The 16697-nt window shown below is 63.8% G+C and carries 16 protein-coding genes; 5 read left to right on the forward strand and 11 right to left on the reverse strand.

The genetic code is table 11. The features are described 5' to 3' along the window. Positions 1-107: 107 nt before the first annotated feature. From ACI6S0_RS24065 to ACI6S0_RS24085, 5 genes are all read right to left on the reverse strand, one after another. The gene (locus tag ACI6S0_RS24065; protein ID WP_139149962.1) at positions 108-1193 is read right to left on the reverse strand and encodes a hypothetical protein; all 1086 of its coding nucleotides are present in this window, start codon (positions 1191-1193) and stop codon (positions 108-110) included. Positions 1194-1789: 596 nt separating this feature from the next. Then, positions 1790-2287 carry an RcnB family protein gene (locus tag ACI6S0_RS24070; RefSeq protein WP_048938949.1) on the reverse strand — a complete coding sequence of 166 codons (498 nt, stop codon included), beginning with the start codon at positions 2285-2287 and terminating at the stop codon, positions 1790-1792. Between the two features lie 81 nt (positions 2288-2368). Continuing rightward, positions 2369-3715: an ATP-binding protein gene (locus ACI6S0_RS24075; protein WP_048938950.1), complete on the reverse strand. Its 1347-nt coding sequence runs from the start codon at positions 3713-3715 to the stop codon at positions 2369-2371. Continuing rightward, positions 3709-4446: a response regulator gene (locus ACI6S0_RS24080; RefSeq protein ID WP_434406006.1), complete on the reverse strand. Its 738-nt coding sequence runs from the start codon at positions 4444-4446 to the stop codon at positions 3709-3711. The genes ACI6S0_RS24075 and ACI6S0_RS24080 overlap by 7 nt, the downstream gene beginning before the upstream one ends. An 81-nt stretch (positions 4447-4527) precedes the next feature. Beyond that, positions 4528-4785 carry an EF-hand domain-containing protein gene (locus ACI6S0_RS24085; RefSeq protein ID WP_053094351.1) on the reverse strand — a complete coding sequence of 86 codons (258 nt, stop codon included), beginning with the start codon at positions 4783-4785 and terminating at the stop codon, positions 4528-4530. Positions 4786-5009: 224 nt separating this feature from the next. On the opposite strand from ACI6S0_RS24085, the gene ACI6S0_RS24090 reads away from it, so the two are divergent. The 4 genes from ACI6S0_RS24090 (at position 5010) to ACI6S0_RS24105 (ending at position 11056) form a co-directional block, all read left to right on the forward strand. Continuing rightward, a complete protein-coding gene (locus tag ACI6S0_RS24090) occupies positions 5010-5420 on the forward strand; it encodes a hypothetical protein (protein WP_048938952.1) in 411 nt (136 codons plus the stop codon). Between the two features lie 139 nt (positions 5421-5559). Next, positions 5560-6633 carry an efflux RND transporter periplasmic adaptor subunit gene (locus ACI6S0_RS24095; protein ID WP_063976908.1) on the forward strand — a complete coding sequence of 358 codons (1074 nt, stop codon included), beginning with the start codon at positions 5560-5562 and terminating at the stop codon, positions 6631-6633. Then, complete coding sequence (locus tag ACI6S0_RS24100; RefSeq protein ID WP_199909693.1) at positions 6630-9725, forward strand: efflux RND transporter permease subunit; 3096 nt, start codon at positions 6630-6632, stop codon at positions 9723-9725. The genes ACI6S0_RS24095 and ACI6S0_RS24100 overlap by 4 nt, the downstream gene beginning before the upstream one ends. Further along, on the forward strand, positions 9722-11056 hold the full coding sequence (locus ACI6S0_RS24105) for a TolC family outer membrane protein (RefSeq protein ID WP_048938954.1): 1335 nt from the start codon (positions 9722-9724) through the stop codon (positions 11054-11056). Before ACI6S0_RS24100 ends, ACI6S0_RS24105 begins: the two co-directional genes overlap by 4 nt. Before the next feature lie 13 nt (positions 11057-11069). On the opposite strand, the gene ACI6S0_RS24110 is transcribed toward ACI6S0_RS24105, so the two are convergent. The 4 genes from ACI6S0_RS24110 to ACI6S0_RS24125 are packed head-to-tail and all read right to left on the reverse strand — an operon-like array spanning position 11070 to position 13245. After that, the gene (locus ACI6S0_RS24110; protein ID WP_048938955.1) at positions 11070-11489 is read right to left on the reverse strand and encodes a hypothetical protein; all 420 of its coding nucleotides are present in this window, start codon (positions 11487-11489) and stop codon (positions 11070-11072) included. A 22-nt stretch (positions 11490-11511) separates the two neighbouring features. Next, on the reverse strand, positions 11512-11709 hold the full coding sequence (locus tag ACI6S0_RS24115) for a hypothetical protein (protein ID WP_125988448.1): 198 nt from the start codon (positions 11707-11709) through the stop codon (positions 11512-11514). Continuing rightward, positions 11672-12406, reverse strand: coding sequence for a DUF4410 domain-containing protein (locus ACI6S0_RS24120; protein WP_048938957.1), 735 nt, complete (start codon positions 12404-12406; stop codon positions 11672-11674). The genes ACI6S0_RS24115 and ACI6S0_RS24120 overlap by 38 nt, the downstream gene beginning before the upstream one ends. Continuing rightward, complete coding sequence (locus tag ACI6S0_RS24125; protein ID WP_048938958.1) at positions 12403-13245, reverse strand: hypothetical protein; 843 nt, start codon at positions 13243-13245, stop codon at positions 12403-12405. The genes ACI6S0_RS24120 and ACI6S0_RS24125 overlap by 4 nt, the downstream gene beginning before the upstream one ends. 242 nt (positions 13246-13487) lie before the next feature. Here ACI6S0_RS24125 and ACI6S0_RS24130 point away from each other — a divergent pair, with 242 nt between their 5' ends. Continuing rightward, a complete protein-coding gene (locus ACI6S0_RS24130; protein WP_063976910.1) occupies positions 13488-13709 on the forward strand; it encodes a hypothetical protein in 222 nt (73 codons plus the stop codon). Between the two features lie 728 nt (positions 13710-14437). On the opposite strand, the gene ACI6S0_RS24135 is transcribed toward ACI6S0_RS24130, so the two are convergent. Together ACI6S0_RS24135 and ACI6S0_RS24140 are read right to left on the reverse strand one after the other, a co-directional pair. Continuing rightward, positions 14438-15631 carry an IS91 family transposase gene (locus ACI6S0_RS24135; RefSeq protein ID WP_010335857.1) on the reverse strand — a complete coding sequence of 398 codons (1194 nt, stop codon included), beginning with the start codon at positions 15629-15631 and terminating at the stop codon, positions 14438-14440. 4 nt (positions 15632-15635) lie between these two features. Then, positions 15636-16541 carry a tyrosine-type recombinase/integrase gene (locus tag ACI6S0_RS24140; protein WP_010335858.1) on the reverse strand — a complete coding sequence of 302 codons (906 nt, stop codon included), beginning with the start codon at positions 16539-16541 and terminating at the stop codon, positions 15636-15638. Between the last annotated feature and the right edge of the window lie 156 nt (positions 16542-16697).

Below are 16697 nucleotides of genomic sequence, written 5' to 3' on the forward strand. Positions count from 1 at the left end.
TCACTCCATCTCTCGCAAGGACGGCGTGAATCATAACATGCTGGTATTGCTCAACAACTTTTGGATCGGGCTCTTATAGACTGGCAGAGTTTTAACTTGAACGGCCATCACTGTTTCTCCGTTTCAAAGGCGCTCTTGGTCTCACCGATAGTGCTCGCAAGATCGACGATGGCGACTATGGCTTCGTGCAACTCCTTGATCGTCGCTCCGGCTTTGGCCGCCTCGACGAGCTTGGCGTGAGCCGCGCCGATCGCGGCAAAGCGTGAGCGGTCGATTTGATACGCGTTGAATCGCTCGACTGCGGTAAACAGCTTGTCCTGCGCGGAACGGATCGCAGTGACATCGCCTCCCGCGCGCACTTCATCCGCATTCTGCTGCGCCTTAACGACCGCTTCGTAGAGCGGAAGCCGATCATAAAGGTCGAGCTGAGAGTCGGCGTCGCCGAGGATTGCCGCGGAGCGCTGGACCAGTGGGTCGGCTTCAATGATCATATGCTTGAGGACGCTTTGACGACGCGCGGCAAAGTAGAGATTGCCCAGTTTCGCGACGAGCGTCCCGACCGCGTTGAGCTTAGCCGCAGAATCTTCCTCGCTGGAGCCGGTGACTTTGCGGATCGCGCCGTCCAGTCCTCCGATCGAAGACGCCAGATTGCTCACCGAAGCGGTGAAGGTTTGTTGATCTTCCGAAGCGTCCGCGGCGAGCAGCACCAGGCCGCTGGCGTAGTCTACCAAAGCGGAATTGAGAGTCGTGATGTTCTCGAATCGGACGTCGGGAGCGAGTTCCCGAAATTCTCCCTGTGATACCCGTTCCGTGAGCCTGCAGCGCGGAAATGGTTTGACGAGCGCGGATTCCGGATCGGGCGGAACATCGGCGAGTGTCCTCGCGCAATCCCGGAACCTGAGCTCCGTTTTCGTCTCTGCCAAGCTCTGCCGGTATCGCTCAATCTCGTCCGCCGCCACTGCGCCCAGACGCTCATTCTGCTGTTCGGCAGCGCTTCGGGTCAGCGCGCCGAACTGTCCGGCGGTCTGCGTGAAGCGGGTCGTGCTGCAGCCGGAGGTCGCCAAAAGAAGCATGGCGCCCGTCATGCAGCGAGTTACTGCGCCAATCGCCCGTTCCCGTAGAAGTGTTGAAAATTGTTTATAGTGAGTTTCGTGCGGCGGTTTAACCGCTGCCGCAAGATTGCTCCTGAACATATGTAATCCCCCGTTTTGCGGCAACCGCAAACAACTTTAATCGGCTGCGAGCCCGAGGAATGTCCGCTCATTTTCAATGATCGGCGGAATGTTGAGTTGATAGTAGCATTTTCGGTAATGACGGAAAACGATTCTTTGAGACGATATACTTCGCCAGCAAGATCGTAATTTTCTGAAAGTCCATTGATCAAGTTGTGTGGGAGCGCGATGCAGAGACACGCCCAATACCTTGAAACATTAGGATTAAGCACTGTTTTCATGTCAAATTTCGATCAATTTTATCTGGGGTCTCGTGACTTGAAGTTTAAGCGCTCATTTTGGAGTGAGTGCTCAACGAATCCGTCGAGCTTGACTGTGCTCGGAATTCCCTACTGGCATGCCGAATGAACATAATGGCGCACTGCGGAAGGCAGCTTTGTAACCAGTGAATGGCCAGTTCCGCCGTAAGCCGACCTGCTAACGTCGCATCCGAGCGACTTGAGTTGGTCGCGAGTTGCAAGTCCTTGGCGGACTGCACCTGAGCATTGGGAATCGTCGGCGGAAAGACCGGTATGGGCCGCTGGCAGTCAGAAGCACTGCCAGCGAGTGTCGCTTTTTCACCAACCACCGGCAACGGACTGGATGATGACGCCGGTGTGTCGGGAGATCAGCACGAAATTCGTTCCCGCATAGCACCAGATATGGCCGGTCGGTGCTGGGGACAGTCCATAGCCGACCGGATTGACGACGACATAATGGCGCATCGACAGGGGGAGGGTGCCACCGACGATCCAAACGCTATGCGCATGTCTGGGCGGGATGGGGTAATAGCCGTAGCCGGGCGCGAAATAATGGCCATGGCGCGGCCCGTGATAATGGACAAATCCGGGGTGGCCGCGCCACCAGCCGGGACGGCCGCGATCGACGATGACGGTGCGGCTGTGCACGACCCCGGCGCGGGGCGCGACGGTCGTATGCCGGACGACCTGCGCCTCTGCGGCGGGACTGGCCATTATGGCCATGACGGACAGGAACAGGGTCACGCTGCCTGCAAAAGCGGCGCTGACGCTGACACCGTGCTTCGTGAGGGATTGGGGATTGAAAAACCGGGGCATGATCGGACTCCTTGGGTGGGAAGCCTGATATGGATGGCCTTTGCATCATCCGGTCGGGTGCCATGTATCAGTCCGTGTCGGTCATGCCGGTCCGGTTCCTCCTGCACTGCGGAGCAACAGGATGGCGCGAAACCCGCCTTCCGCGCGATTTTCCAGCACCAGGTCGCCCCGGTAGCGCTGGGTCAGTGCCTGGACGATCGACAGGCCAAGGCCCACGCCCCCCGTCCTGCGCGCGCGCGACGGCTCGAGCCGCTCGAACGGTTCGGTCAGGCGCGGCAGGCTGGGTTCGGGTACGCCGGGGCCGTCATCCTCCACCATGATGCGGATGAACGGGCCGTCGGGTTCGACAAGGATACGCGCCTGTCCGCCGCCGTAGCGAACCGCATTGTCCAGCAGGTTGGCCATCATGCGCTGGAAGGAAATATGGGAGACATGGGCATGGACGGCATGGGGCAGGGGCGCGACGTCCACATGCTGGTTGCGCTGTAGGCGCTCTTCGGCGACCAGCGCCAGTTCGGCGCGAATGTCGCATGTCGCCATGTCTAGGTCGGTCGCGGCCGATTCCCGTGCGAAGGTAAGCGTGTCGCTCAGCAGGTCGCGCATTTCCTCGATATCCTTGCCAGCGAGGGCACGCTGTTCGTCATCCTCAATAAATTCGCTGCGCAGGTCCATGCGGGTCAGATAGGTGCGATAATCATGTGCGATGGCCGCGAGCATGCGCGTTCGTTCATCAAGCAGCGTCCGCAGATGCTGGCGCAATTGCCGGAACGCTTCGCCCAGTTCCACGATCTCGCGCGGGCCGTCGGGCTTCAGCGCATCCAGCCTGTCCTCGCGGACAGCGCGGGCCAGCCGTTCGACAGGCCGCGTCGTCTGCGCGGCCAGCCACAGGATGACAGCGATATCGACAATCGCAACGGCGGCTAGGAACAGCATCAGATTGTTGACGATCTTGGTCAGCGGCGCTGCGACCATCTGTTCGATCATAATGGCATCGCCGCCGGACAGGGCGACCGATATCCGCACGGGGTTCATCGTGACGGCGGGGCGCATGTCGAGGTCTGCGGGGCCGATGTCGCCTGATGTTTCGATGCGGAACGGCCTGCCGCCCAAAGCCTCCTGATAGCGGGACAGGGTCGTGGGCGTGGCGGAGGATGCCTGGCCCGCAGGCAGTGCCGCCAGCATGGTGACGCGCATGGTCGCATCGGAAAAGGCGCGGACAAGATCGGGATGCGATCTGGGCGGCGTGCGTTCGAATGCGGTGACGACCAAAGCGACCTTTTCGGGAACGGGCACCCGATATAGCGGGGCCATCTTGCGCATGTCCGTCTGTTCCAGGAACAGCAGAATGACGGCAATCATGGCCAGCAGATGGAGCAGGACGATGAGGCCTATCCGCTCTCGCAACCGGGGCGGGCGCAGCTTCAGCATCGGGTGACGGCCGGTGCGAACAGATAGCCGTCGCCCCGCACGGTGCGGATCATCACGGGTTCGCGCGGATCGTCGCCCAGCTTGCGCCGAAGCCGGCTCATCTGCACGTCGATGACGCGATCGACCGGACTGGCATGACCGCCCCGTGTCCAGTCGATCAGCAGTTCGCGCGACAGGATGCGGCGTGGGTGTAGCACCAGCGCATGGAGCAGGTCGAATTCGCTGGTGGTCAGGCCCACCGGCTCGCCCGCCGGGTTGGTCAGATCGCGCGCGCCCAGGCGCAGCAGCCAGCCGTCAAACCGGAAACTGTCGCCATTCTCCTCGCTGGCGGCCGTGTCTATGTCACGGGTCCGGCGAATGATGGAGCGCAGCCGCGCCAGCAATTCCCGCTTGTTGAACGGCTTGGCGAGATAATCGTCGGCGCCGATTTCCAACCCGATGATCCGGTCGATCGGATCGTCTTTCGCCGTGACGATCAGGATCGGCAGGCGCGGCCAGCGGGCGCGCAGGCGCTGGCATATTTCCAGCCCATCCTCGCCGGGCAACATCAGGTCGAGGATCAGGCAATCGAGCCGTTCCAGCACGCCATCGACGTCGAGACCGGCCGAATTTTCCATGGCCAGAACTTCAAACCCCTCACGGGTCAGCAACATGCGCACCAGATCTCGAATGCCGGGATCATCCTCGACAATCGCGACCTTGCCATTTGATGCCTGCGTTTCGGCCACCATGCCATACCTCTTTGTCGTCAGCGCCTGTGCCGATGGTGCAGCGCCCCCGGAACCATCTAGCATGGTTCCAGGGGGAATTGATCATTTGCCACGTTTTGCGGCGGCGGCGCGCAGTTCGTCCGGTGTGACCTTGCCGTCCTTGTCGGCGTCGATCATCGCGAAACCACGATCGCGGCGACCGGCCGCCTTCCATTCTTCCAGCGACAGCGCGCCATCCTGATTGGTGTCGGCCTTGATGAACATTTCCCTGGCCTTTGCCGACGCATCCTGCGCCATGGCGGTCGGGCTCTGGGCGATGACCGCGGCGGCCAGCGACAGGGCGCTCGTCAGATATTTCATGTCATTCTCCTTGTATCAGGCCCAAAATGAGCGTGGCCGATATAGCGCGCGCCACCGCAGCATGTTCGACCCCCGGGTGAAGACAGATTACGGTTTGTAACAGCGCGATCCGGCGCCCGATCCCGCTGCAAATATCCGACACATTATGCGGCAAGGCCGTTCACGGCGCGGTGCGACATGTCCCGTCCCGCGCCTTTTGCTGACGCGGAGAAGGAGTATGCATCATGACATTGCGCCAATTCACCACGATCATCGTTTCGACCCTGGCCATCGCAGCCAGCATATCGACGGCCGAAGCCCGCAACCGTTCCTTTCAATATAGCCACAGCCGCAACGTGCAGGGGCCGAATGGGCGAGGGCTGCACAGCAGCTACAACGCCTCGCGCGGCGGCGGGCAGGCAGCCATGAGTCGCAATGTCCAGACCAATGACGGACGTGGCTTCAGCAGCCAGCGCGGGTATCAGGCGCAGGACGGGCAGTTCCACGGCTCCACCAGTCATGTGACCAACAGCGGAAAAAGCTGGGGGCGATCGACCAGCGCGACAGCCAATGGCGACGGGACCGCAACCTATCATCGCAACATGACCGGTCCCAATGGCGGGTCGGCCTCATGGTCCGGCACTATCGGCGACTGACCAGGCTGAACGCGCGCCTAGCGCCGCCAGCCTGTTACATAGCGTTACAAAGTGCGTATCAGATGGTTGCAGACCTGCTCCATTCCCTTGGCCTTGCATGAACCGGCCTGCCTCGGCGGCCTTTTTCCATGGGGATGGAATGGCACGTTTTGCCCATATCGTACCGATCGCGTTGCTGCTGCTTCCGGCCTGTCGGGATGAGCCGCAGGTCAGGGATGAACGGCGTGCCGTGGCCGTCCAGCGCATCGGCGCCGATGCCGGCATCGGCACAACCTATGCCGGCGAAATCCGGTCCGCCTTCGAAAGCCAGATCGGTTTCGAAGTGGCGGGCCGGATCGTCGAGCGCAGGATCGACCTTGGCAGCAGCGTCCATGCGGGCCAGACGTTGCTGCGTCTCGACAACAGCGATTATGCGCGGGCGCTGGACAGCGCGGCGGCGCAGAGCGGTTCGGCCCGGACCGCCGCCGCCGTGCAGCAGGCTGATCTGGCGCGGTCGCGCGAATTGCTGAAGCAGGGCTTCATTTCCCCCGCAGAGTTCGATCAGCAGAAGGCGGCGGCCGTTCAGGCGCAGGCGCAGTTGCGTGCCGCCGGCGCCCAGAGCGGAACGGCATCGGCGCAGCTGGGCCGCACCGTCCTCACGGCGCCGCGCGCCGGCGTCGTCACGCAGATTCAGGGTGAGGTTGGTCAGGTCGTGGGCGCGGGACAGGCGATCGTGACGCTGGCCGACCCGTCCCGGCCGGAAATCGCGGTGGCGCTCCCGGAAGGCAGTCTGGACCGGGTCCGGTCCGCCTCACGATTGAGCGTGAGCGTGTGGAGCAGCCCGGGCCGGCATTATGCCGCCAGACTGCGCAGCATATCGGGCGCTGCCGATCCCGCGACGCGGACCTTTGCGGCACGCCTGTCCGTCGATGCGCCGGCACAGGCGCTGCTGATGGGCGAAACCGCCGAATTGCGGGTCGAAGGCGATGCCGGCGATGCCGCCGTCCGGGTGCCGCTGACCGCCGTGCTGCAATCCAACGGGCGCGCACAGGCATGGGTGCTCGACCAGCGAACGATGGTGGTGCAGCCGCGCGCCGTGCAGATCGGCGCGGCGCAGGGCGACATGCTGACCATCCGGTCCGGCCTGAAACCGGGCGAGACCATCGTCACGGCCGGGGTGCATCTGCTGCGTGCGGGCGAGAAGGTTCGTATCGTGCAGGTGCCGCAGTCATGAGCATCGACATGAAGGGCATGAACCTGTCCCGCTGGGCGCTCACCCATCAGCAGATGGTCGGCTTCCTGCTGGTGCTGGCGGCCGTTGCGGGCCTGTTTTCCTACATGGCGCTGGGGCGCAAGGAAGACCCCGAATTCACCGTCAAGACGATGATGATTACCGTCGGCTGGCCCGGCGCGACGGCGCAGCAGATGTCGCAACAGGTGATCAAGCCGATCGAGACGGTGTTGACCGAGAATATCGCCGAGATCGATTATGTGAAGAGCAAGGCCCGACCGGGTCAGGCGACGCTCAACGTCACGCTCATATCGACGGTCAAGAGCAGCGCCGTCCCCGATATCTGGTATCGCATCCGCAAGACCGTGACCGACAATCGCGCGGACCTGCCCGACGGGGTCGTCGGACCGGCCTTCAATGACGAATTCGGCACGACCTACGGCAATATCTATGCCGTCACGGGCGACGGCTTTTCCTATCCGGTGCTCAAACGCTATGCCGAGACGCTGCGCGACCGTATCCAGGCGCTGCCCGATGTCGCCAAGACGCAGATCATCGGCGCGCAGGATGAAGCCATCTATGTCACCTATGACAGTGCGCGTCTCGCCATGTCGGGCATCTCTGCGCAGGCGATAGCCGACGCGCTCGACACCACCAACGCGGTCGCTGCATCAGGGATCGTAGAGGCCGGCGCGGAACGGGTGCGGATGCAGGTGACGGGCGATTTCGCATCGGTGGAGGCCATTGCCGCAACGCCGATCGTCGCAAACGGCAAAAGCGTTCGGCTCGACGCCATAGCCAGGGTCGAACGCAAGCCGGTCGATCCTGCGACGTTCAGGATGCGTTTCGGAGCGAAGGACGCGGTCGGTGTGGGCATCAGCCTGCGGTCGGACGGTGACGTCGCGCGCCTCGGCGAGGATCTGAAGCGCACGATCGCTGCCCTCCAGTCCGAAATGCCGGTCGGCGTGGGCATTCATACCGTGTCCGACCAGACCCATGTGGTCGACGAATCCGTCGGCGAATTCACGACATCGCTGATCGAGGCGATCGTCATCGTGCTGGCGGTGAATTTCCTGTCGCTGGGCTGGCGGCCGGGCATCGTGGTGGCGCTGTGCATCCCGCTGGTGCTGGCGATGACGTTCCTGTGCATGTTGTATATAGGCATCGACCTTCAGCGCATTTCGCTGGGCGCACTCATCATTGCGCTGGGTCTGCTGGTTGATGACGCGATCATCGTGGTCGAGGCGGTGGCGACGCATCTGGAGGCGGGATGGACCCGGACGCGGGCGGCCGTCAGCGCCTATAGCGTGACGGCGGTGCCGATGCTGGTCGGCACGCTCATCACCGTCGCCGGTTTCCTGCCGATCGCCATGTCGAAGGCGACAGCCAGCGAATATGTGATCTCGCTGTTTCAGGTAATCGCCATTTCGCTGGTCCTGTCGTGGATCGTCGCGGTCATTTTCACGCCGTTCATCGCCTATCATCTGCTGCCCCAGCGCGCGGATGCGCGTGACGACGCGGGAGAGCCCGAAGAACAATATGAAGGCCGCTTCTACGGCTGGTTCCGGCGCGTGCTCGACCGCTGCCTCGACCGGCGCAAGACGGTGGTGGCGGTCGCGCTCGCCATGTTTCTGGGGTCGATGCTGCTGTTCCAGATCGGCGTGCCCCGTCAATTCTTTCCCGCGTCCGACCGACCCGAACTGGTGGTCGACCTTCAGCTGTCGCAAAATGCAAGCTTCGCCCAGACGCAGGCCGTCGCCGCCCGCATGGAAAAGCTGCTGGCGCGCGATGACCGGGTGGTGTCCACCACTGCCTATGTCGGGGGTGGATCGCCGCGCTTCTACCTGCCGCTCAATGTCCAGACGCCCGATATCACGCTGGCCGAACTCGTGCTCCAGACCAGGGATGAGGAAGCGCGCGAAGGCGTGATCGCCAGCATCCAGAGCCTGTTCGCCATGCATTTCCCCGAAGCGCGCGGCCGTGTCAGCCGTCTGGAAAATGGCCCGTCGGTCGGCCAGCCCGTGCAGTATCGTGTGGCGGGACCGGACCTTGCGCAGATCGTGCCGGTCGCGAAGAAGCTGGAGGAACTGATCCGTGCGGACAGTCACGCGCGCGACGTGAACAGCGATCTGGGCGAACCGCTCAAGGCCATTCGGATCGACCTGGATCAGGATAAGGTTCGCGCGATCGGCCTGTCGACGCAGGCGGTGCAGCAATCGTTGCAGGCGGCGATTGGCGGGGCGGGTACCACCAGCTTTCGGGATCGCGATCTGGCCCTCGACGTGGTGCTTCGCCTGAGTGCGGCGGAGCGGACCGACCTTGGTCGCATCGCCAACCTGCCGATCTCCACCCCCAATGGCGCAGTGCCGCTGGCCCAGCTTGGCCATGTATCGGCGGGCAGCGAACCGGCCGTCATCTACCAGCGCAACCGTCAGCCGACCATCACCATCTCCGCCGATGTCGAAGGCGAGCAGGCAAGCGACCTGACGAAGCGGATCGAACCGCAGATCGAGGCGCTGCGCCGCGATCTTCCGTCCGGCGCCTCCATCGTCAAGGGCGGGTCGGAAGAACAGAGCAGCATCAACCAGAAGGCGACCATGGCCGCCGTGCCCTTCGCCATCTTCGTGATCGTCATCCTGCTGATGCTCCAGCTCCAGAATGTGAAGCGGATGCTGGTGGTGCTGGCGACCGGGCCGCTGGCGCTGATCGGCGTGGCGCTCATCATGGCCCTGTTCCGCATCCCCTTCGGCTTCGTCGCCATGCTGGGATCGCTGGCGCTGTTCGGCATGGTGCTGCGCAATTCGGTCATCCTGATCGCGCAGATCGACACCTTGTCGGGCCATGGCCTGGCGATGCGGGAGGCCGTGCGCGAAGCCGCCGTCCATCGTCTGCGCCCGATCCTGCTGACCGCGCTCGCCGCCATCCTCGCCATGATCCCGCTCACCCGGTCGACCTTCTGGGGGCCGATGGCCTGGGCGATCATGGGCGGCCTGATGGTCGCCACCATCCTTACCCTCATCGTCCTGCCCGCGCTCTACGAGCTGGTCTTCGACCGCCCGCAGCATCGCGCCGACAGCCAGGAGATTTCCGCATGAAGCGCCTTTTCCTCTGTACCGCAGCGGCCATGCTCGCGCCGCCCGCCCATGCGACCGACCTCATGGAGGCATGGCAAGCAGCGGCGGCGCATGATCCCGATCATCTGGGCGCGCAGGCTGAGCGCGACGCGGGGCAGGAGGCCGCCGTTCAGGCGCGGGCGCTCAAGCGGCCCAGCGTACAGCTTCAGGGCGGATACCAATATAATGTCACAGAAACCAACGCCCGTTTCCCGGAAGAACTGGACCCGGTCTTTACCGGAAGCCGATCGAGCGGCCGGGCGACCGTTGGCGTGCAGGCGGTTCAGCCTTTGTATGATGCATCTAAACATGCACAGTCGATCCAGCTGCGCGAAAAGGCGGCCGGCGCCGATGTGCAGTTTGCCGGCGAGCAGCAACAACTCATCCTTCGTGTATCGCAGGCCTATTTCAAGGTGCTGGCGGCCGAGGACAGGCTAAGCTCCTATCAGGCACAGGTCGATGCGGCAGAACAGCAACGGCGCGCTGCGCAGGCGCGTTTCGATGCCGGGCGCGCGCGCATCACCGACGTGCGCGAGGCGGAGGCCCGCCGCGACGCGAGTGAAGCACAGCGCATCGGCGCCGAGGCCGAGTTGGCCTATGCCCGTGCCGATTTTTCCGAACTGACGGGCTTGCCGGCGGAAGGGTTGGACCGACCCGCCGGGAATTTCGCCGCGCCGTTGCCGCTCGTGACGCTGGAAGCATCCATCGAGCAGGCGGAGCGTCAGTCGCCGCTGGTGAAGGCGGCCGAGCATCAGGCAAAGGCCGCAGGAGCCGATATCGACCGCTACGGCCTTGCGGGACGCCCCGTCGTCGAAGGCGTCGCCGGTTATCAGGGCCAGTATCGGCTGGGCGGGGAAGGGGGCAATGGCATCATTCCCGACCGCATCCAGTCGGCGTCGGCCGGGCTGCGTATCACCATTCCGCTCTATGCCGGTGGGGCGATTCAGTCGAAGGAACGGGAAGCCCGCGCCAACGCCGTCAAGGCCGAGCGCGCCCTGGATGCCGCGCGGCGGGATGCTCGTCTTCAGGCGCAGCAGGCCTGGCATGCCGTATCGACCGGCGCGCGCCGCATAGCGGCCCTGAACACCGCGAACCGATCGGCCGGCTTGCAGCAGGATGCCGCCAATACCGGGCGGGAGGTAGGCATCCGCACGCAGGATGATGTCCTGAATGCGCAGAGCCAGAGCTTTTCGACCGACCGCGACCGGCGTCAGGCCATATATGATTATATGACGGCCCGGCTCCAGCTCGCCGCCGCGACCGGCGATCTGGGCGATGAGACGCTGACCGGAGTGAATGCGCTGATGAAATGATCGTGTCTGGCGATCAGGCGGCGATCAGGCCGGTCGAAGCGACGGTACGCTTCACCGGCTCGCCGCTGTCGATGTTAAAGGCCATGTCTATCATGATGTGCAGCGACCTGATGGCATGGCGGAAAGCGCTCGCCAGCGCGACGCTGCATTCGTGGACCAATTGGCGCTCGCGCCCTTCGATCATGTCGAGCAGTCGCCATTCATCCTCCGACAGGGCCAGGCCGGCACCGCAGCGAAACGGATGCCCCAGCACGAGTTCGGATAGCCTCATCAGGCTGTCGCAGGCGGGAGCCAGCTGTCCGCAACCGTGGCGGGCGAGCTTGCGGTAGAGATGCGGCTGGGCAGGGATGTGCAGGTGCCGCGCCCGACACCACTGACGGGCGGCGGTCAGCACCAGCTGCTGTTGAATGCTGAAGGAAAATGTCGCAGCCATGGGCTGTCCTTTCGGGGCAAGATCATCTTATCGGGGCAACACGTTCCAGGCCGGGATCGGGGCGGCCATGGTCGGCCCTTGGATTTTCCAGCGTGACCGTCACGATGCCGTTGAGCAGTGACAGGCCGGTCAGGCCGCCAGCTAATATTTCTGGTGCGAACATATTGTCGACCAGCGGAATTTCAGGAAGCGGCGGCTGGATGGGGGGATGCATCTTCATTGCGGGAACCTTGCTGGCAAGAGGGGGAGGGGCAGCCCTTGTCGGATGGCCAGGGCCAGCCGGACGCGCGGTACAATTGCCGCGTTTGCTTGACGATGAGAGCGGCGGATCGCTTGGCGCCTCCGTCCAGCCCGCTGCGGCGTCCCACCAGCAGGCTGACGCCACCACCGATGGCAAGGCGCGACAATTCGCCGGTGGCGGCCGCCACAGCGCCCGGCACGATCAGGCCGGGCTTGCGCCCATCCTTGGCGGTGGCGGAAAAGGACATGGCCGGGCCGGCTTGTCCGGCGATGTCGAACGAGGCTTTGGTGAGCAGGGCTGATCGACCCGCGCCGAAGCCGATCAGCAACCGTTCGGTGCTGTTGCCGGGGTCCGCCCGGACGATCTGGACTCTTACCGTGGCTTCGCCGGGAGAGGGCTGCCCGTCCGGCGTGACGGAGGCGGGGAGGCCAGCCTTGCGATAGGCCTTGACCAGTTCGGCCTGCAGACGATGCGCGGCCTTGCCCGCATCGGGATCGGACCGGATGTCCGGCGCCAGCGTCACCCGCACCCCAATGGCGCCGGGTATCTGCTGCGACCGCGCGGGCGCCATGCTGAGGTCATGGACGGCTGTGCCGGCGCACGCTGGCAACAACAGCAGGGCGCCGACCAGCGGTATCGCCGCTGCGCACATCCGGCCCCTTTCCGCCATGGTCATTCGCCGCCACCTTCGCCGGCAAGGTCGACAGGCAATGCCTGGACGCCGGGCGCGTCCGCCCTTGCCGCCGCGGGCACGGGCGCAGGCACGCCGATGCCCGAGCGCGTCAGGCGAAATCCGAAGGCATAGACCCTGCCGTCAAAGGCGACATTGACCCTGATATCGGCCGGATGGCCGGCGTCCCGATCGATCGGCAGGATGACCATGCCGCCAAAGCTGCTGCCGGGGTCGATCGTGGTCGTCTGTAAGATCTGGGTTCCCAACTGGTCCAGCGTGTAGTCGAGCTTGCGGTCGATGCCGCCGATCACCATCGCGCCGCCTGCGACCGCGGCCGTCGCGCCGATCACGCCAGGCGTATCGTCCTGCCAGTGAATGGCCTGGGTAAAGCCGCCGCGCGGGCCACGGACATGGCGATAATAGCTGCCCTGGTTCGATGCGGTGGATGCGACGCCTGCCAGCACGCCGGCGAACAGCGCAGTACCGATCTTCGCCTGGCGTGCCTTCCGCTCGGCTGCTTCCGCCAGTTGCGCATAGGTGGGAACGGGTGTCGGAATGCCGTTCACGACAGCGGTGATATTTTCCATCCCCAGATTGGCGGGGCGGCCGTCATGGTTGAAGATGGCAATGGAAAAGGCGGCGCGTCCGTCTTCCACCGGCAGGGGCCGAATTTCGACGGTGGCCGTCGGTGATTTCAGGGAAATGGTCGCGCTGCCATGCTGATAGCGCGCCGTTTCCGCGCCAATCTGCTGTGGATAGAGCGTCATGGCCGGGGCAGCATTGGCGATAGTCGACACGCTGGCGAGCAATGCGGTCGCGACCGCGATCGGATAATGGTTCATGGTGAAGCCTTTCGAACAAGAAGACGCGGTGCGGATCCGGGGGGCGAGGATCCGCACCGCGTCGGCGCTGGCCGTCCAGGGGGAGGAGCAAGGGACAACAGCCAGCGCAAAGGGGAAATTGCGGTATGCAATCAAGGGGACGGATCGGGCCGCAGGATGATCCGTGTCCAGTGTCGATCGTCCTGCCGCATAACCGCCTCCTTGATGTCTGAGGCTGTTATCGGCCCTTCAGGCAACAGGAGTTGGCGACGATTGTAAATCTTTGTGACGCCCGGTCGGCTTTGGGGATGCGCAGCGTGCTGGCCGAGTTGGGTATCGCCATCTCGGTCGGGATCTTGATGGCACTTCAGATGGCAGGCGAGATCGTTGATGGGGAGTCCATGCTCGACTTACCGGACGTAGTGAACATCGTTGTCGTGCTGGGAGGGCATGGGTGCGCGTGCCGTCCGCATCGACGACCGTGACATAGAACTGAGTGATCCAGGTGAACCGGTCGTTCCAGTTGTTCTTTAAAAGCAGAACCTCATTGCCGCTGCTCGCCGCATCGAAGGTGCTGGCGACCTGGAACATTCAATGGGCGGCCGTGACGGTCAATCCGTGGCAGAGAAGCCCTTGCTTCAGGCGTAGGGACATATCTTCGATTTCACGATCCATCGACGGCGGAGGCCCTTTCTTGCCGATCATCTAGTAACAGTCTGAGTTGAGGCAATCATCTTGGTGAAGGTCTATCCTGGAGATCTGCACCGGATCCTCCATCGCGACTCATCGACCAAAAGCCATACCGGTGTCGCAGCGATTGTAATCCCTTGTTGGGCGGCCACGAAGGTTCGCAACGAGCAAACGGCAGGTTCCGAAACAAGCTGCCGTTAGAAGCCCGAGCGGTGAACGACGCATTTTGTGAAGGGTTTCGGGCGCTTGCGTACGAAAGCCTCCAGTGCAGGAACCCGCGGGCCCCACGCGCTGGTCTATGGGTAAAGCGGCTTTGGGGTGGTTCGGACGGGTAAGCGACGCTGATCCGCAAGTGTCGGTTCTGGCCGGATCAACGTGACTTTGTGCGGCATCAGAGTGCGGACGGTGGTGGTTTTGCTGGTCGGTGTGCCCTGCGCTGGGCTCGATTCCGGAATGGGCATGCACTGGGTCATCGGCCAGGACGCCATGGGCGCGACCGTCGTGCAGCCTGAGTCATGCCGGATCATGGCGCATTCCCCCGGATTGGCGATGCCGATGATGGCGGCGCGCGGGGCTGGCACCAGCGGGCAAAGGCCTCGATTATGGTCATGTGCCCGCCGCAACATGGGCATGGCGGGCGATGGTCGGGAGGTTCGTCGGGTTCGGGCTCCTCGACCGGTACAGTAACGCCCAGCAGTCTGCGGGCCAGTGCCATGGTATCCTTGTGGGTCGAACTGGCGAGCAGGCCGTAATGCCGGATGCGGTGGAAGCCGCGCGGCAGAACGTGGATCAGGAAGCGGCGGATGAACTCGTCCGTCGCCAGCGTCATGACCTGCTGGCGTTCAGCAGCAGGGCGGCGATAGTCCTTGTAGCGGAACGTCACACCGGTCTCGTCGAAGGTGATGAGCCGTCGGTTCGAGATGGCAACCCGGTGCGTGTAGCGCGAGAGATAGGCCAGCACCGCCTGCGGCCCGGCAAAGGGTGGCTTGGCATAGACCACCCAGCGCTTCTTCCGGATCGGCGAGAAATGCTGCAGGAACGCCTTGCGGGCGGCAAGATGAGCCTGAGCGCCGAAGAAGCCCAGCTTGCCGGCGTCAAACAGCGCCAGCAGACGGGTGACGAACAGACGGCGGAACAAGGCGCCCAGCACGCGCACCGGCAGCAGGAATGCGGGGCGCGACGAGATCCAGCGCGTGCCGTCGCGCGCGATGCCACCGCCAGGCACGATCATGTGCACGTGCGGATGGTGGGTCAGTGCCGATCCCCATGTGTGCAGCACGGCGGTGATGCCGATCCGCGCGCCAAGGTGCTTGGGATCGGCGGCGATGATCAGCATCGTGTCCGCGGCTGCGCGGAACAGCAGGTCATAGACCACCGCCTTGTTCTGGAAGGCGATGTCTGCGACCTCGTTAGGCAGGGTGAACACGACGTGGAAGTAGCCAACCGGCAACAGGTCAGCCTCGCGCGCGGCCAGCCAGGTGCGCGCGGCGGCGCCTTGGCACTTGGGGCAGTGCCGGTTGCGGCACGAGTTATAGGCGACCCGCCAGTGCCCGCAGTCGTCGCAGGCCTCGACGTGACCGCCCAGCGCGGCGGTGCGGCAGTTCTCGATGGCCGTCATGACCTTGAGCTGGCCGAGGCTGAGATGCCCGGCATGGGCCGCGCGATAGGCCGGCCCGCTGCTCCGGAAGATATCGGCGACCTCGAGTGAGGTGCGCACCGGCTCAACCGGGAGGTGCCCTGCCTTCCATCACGGCCACAATCTGGTCGAGCGGGCTGGCCACTGCCCGCATCGTCTTGCTCGAGACCTGGGTATAGATGCCGGTCGTGTTGATGTTCACGTGTCCCAGCAGCACCTGGATGACCCGGATATCGACGCCTTGCTCGAGCAGGTGAGTGGCGAACGAGTGGCGCAGTGTATGCGGGCTTACCCGCTTGTGGATCTCGGCGCGCTCGGCCGCTTCCTGCACGACGCGGTGCAACTGGCGAGCCGAGACCGGATCCGTGCCACTGCGGCCGGGGAACAGCCAGCCATGAGGTAGCATCACTTCGCGCCGCTTGCCTTCGCGCCACCATTGACGGAGCAAATCCAGCAGATGGGGTGAAAGCATGGCGTTGCGGTCCTTGCGTCCCTTGCCCTGCTCGACGCGGATCATCATCCGGGTGCTGTCGATGTCATCGACCTTGAGGTGGGCAACCTCCGAAACCCGCAGGCCCGCGCCATAGGCCACGCTGAGGGCCGCCTTGTACTTGATGCCTGGCGCAGCCTCGAGCAGCCGCGCTGTCTCCTCGACGCTCAAGACCACACGCAGCTTGGGTGTGAAGCGAACGACGACCAGCGCTAGGGCCATCTCCGGCCGCCTGAGGGTTATCCCGAAGAAGAACCGCAGTGCCGATACCGCGCCATTGATCGTGGCTGGACCAACGGCGCGCTCGTGCTGGTCAACCTGATAACGCCGCAGGTCTTCCACCGTGGCCGTGTCCGGGGGGCGGCCGAGAAACGCGGCGAAGTTCCGGACATGTCGGATATAGTCATTCTGCGTGTGCGCCCCGAAGCCACGCATCGTCATGTCCTGCAGCATCCGCTCACGCAGCGAATGGGTCGGGGCAGCAGTCGTGATAGCATCCATGGTAAGTTCCTCTCCGTTGAAGGAACTCCACCGTCGGCGGGCGCCGCCGCACCGCCGAAAGCCTCACAAATACTACGCTACGTCACCCCAAGCGACCCTCCCGCGGAGCGGGTTCGTGCTTTGGTCGGTTGCCGACTCCGAACGACCGTCAGCTAT

Origin of the sequence: Sphingobium sp. DN12 (assembly GCF_051058005.1) — a bacterium.
GTDB lineage: Bacteria > Pseudomonadota > Alphaproteobacteria > Sphingomonadales > Sphingomonadaceae > Sphingobium > Sphingobium yanoikuyae.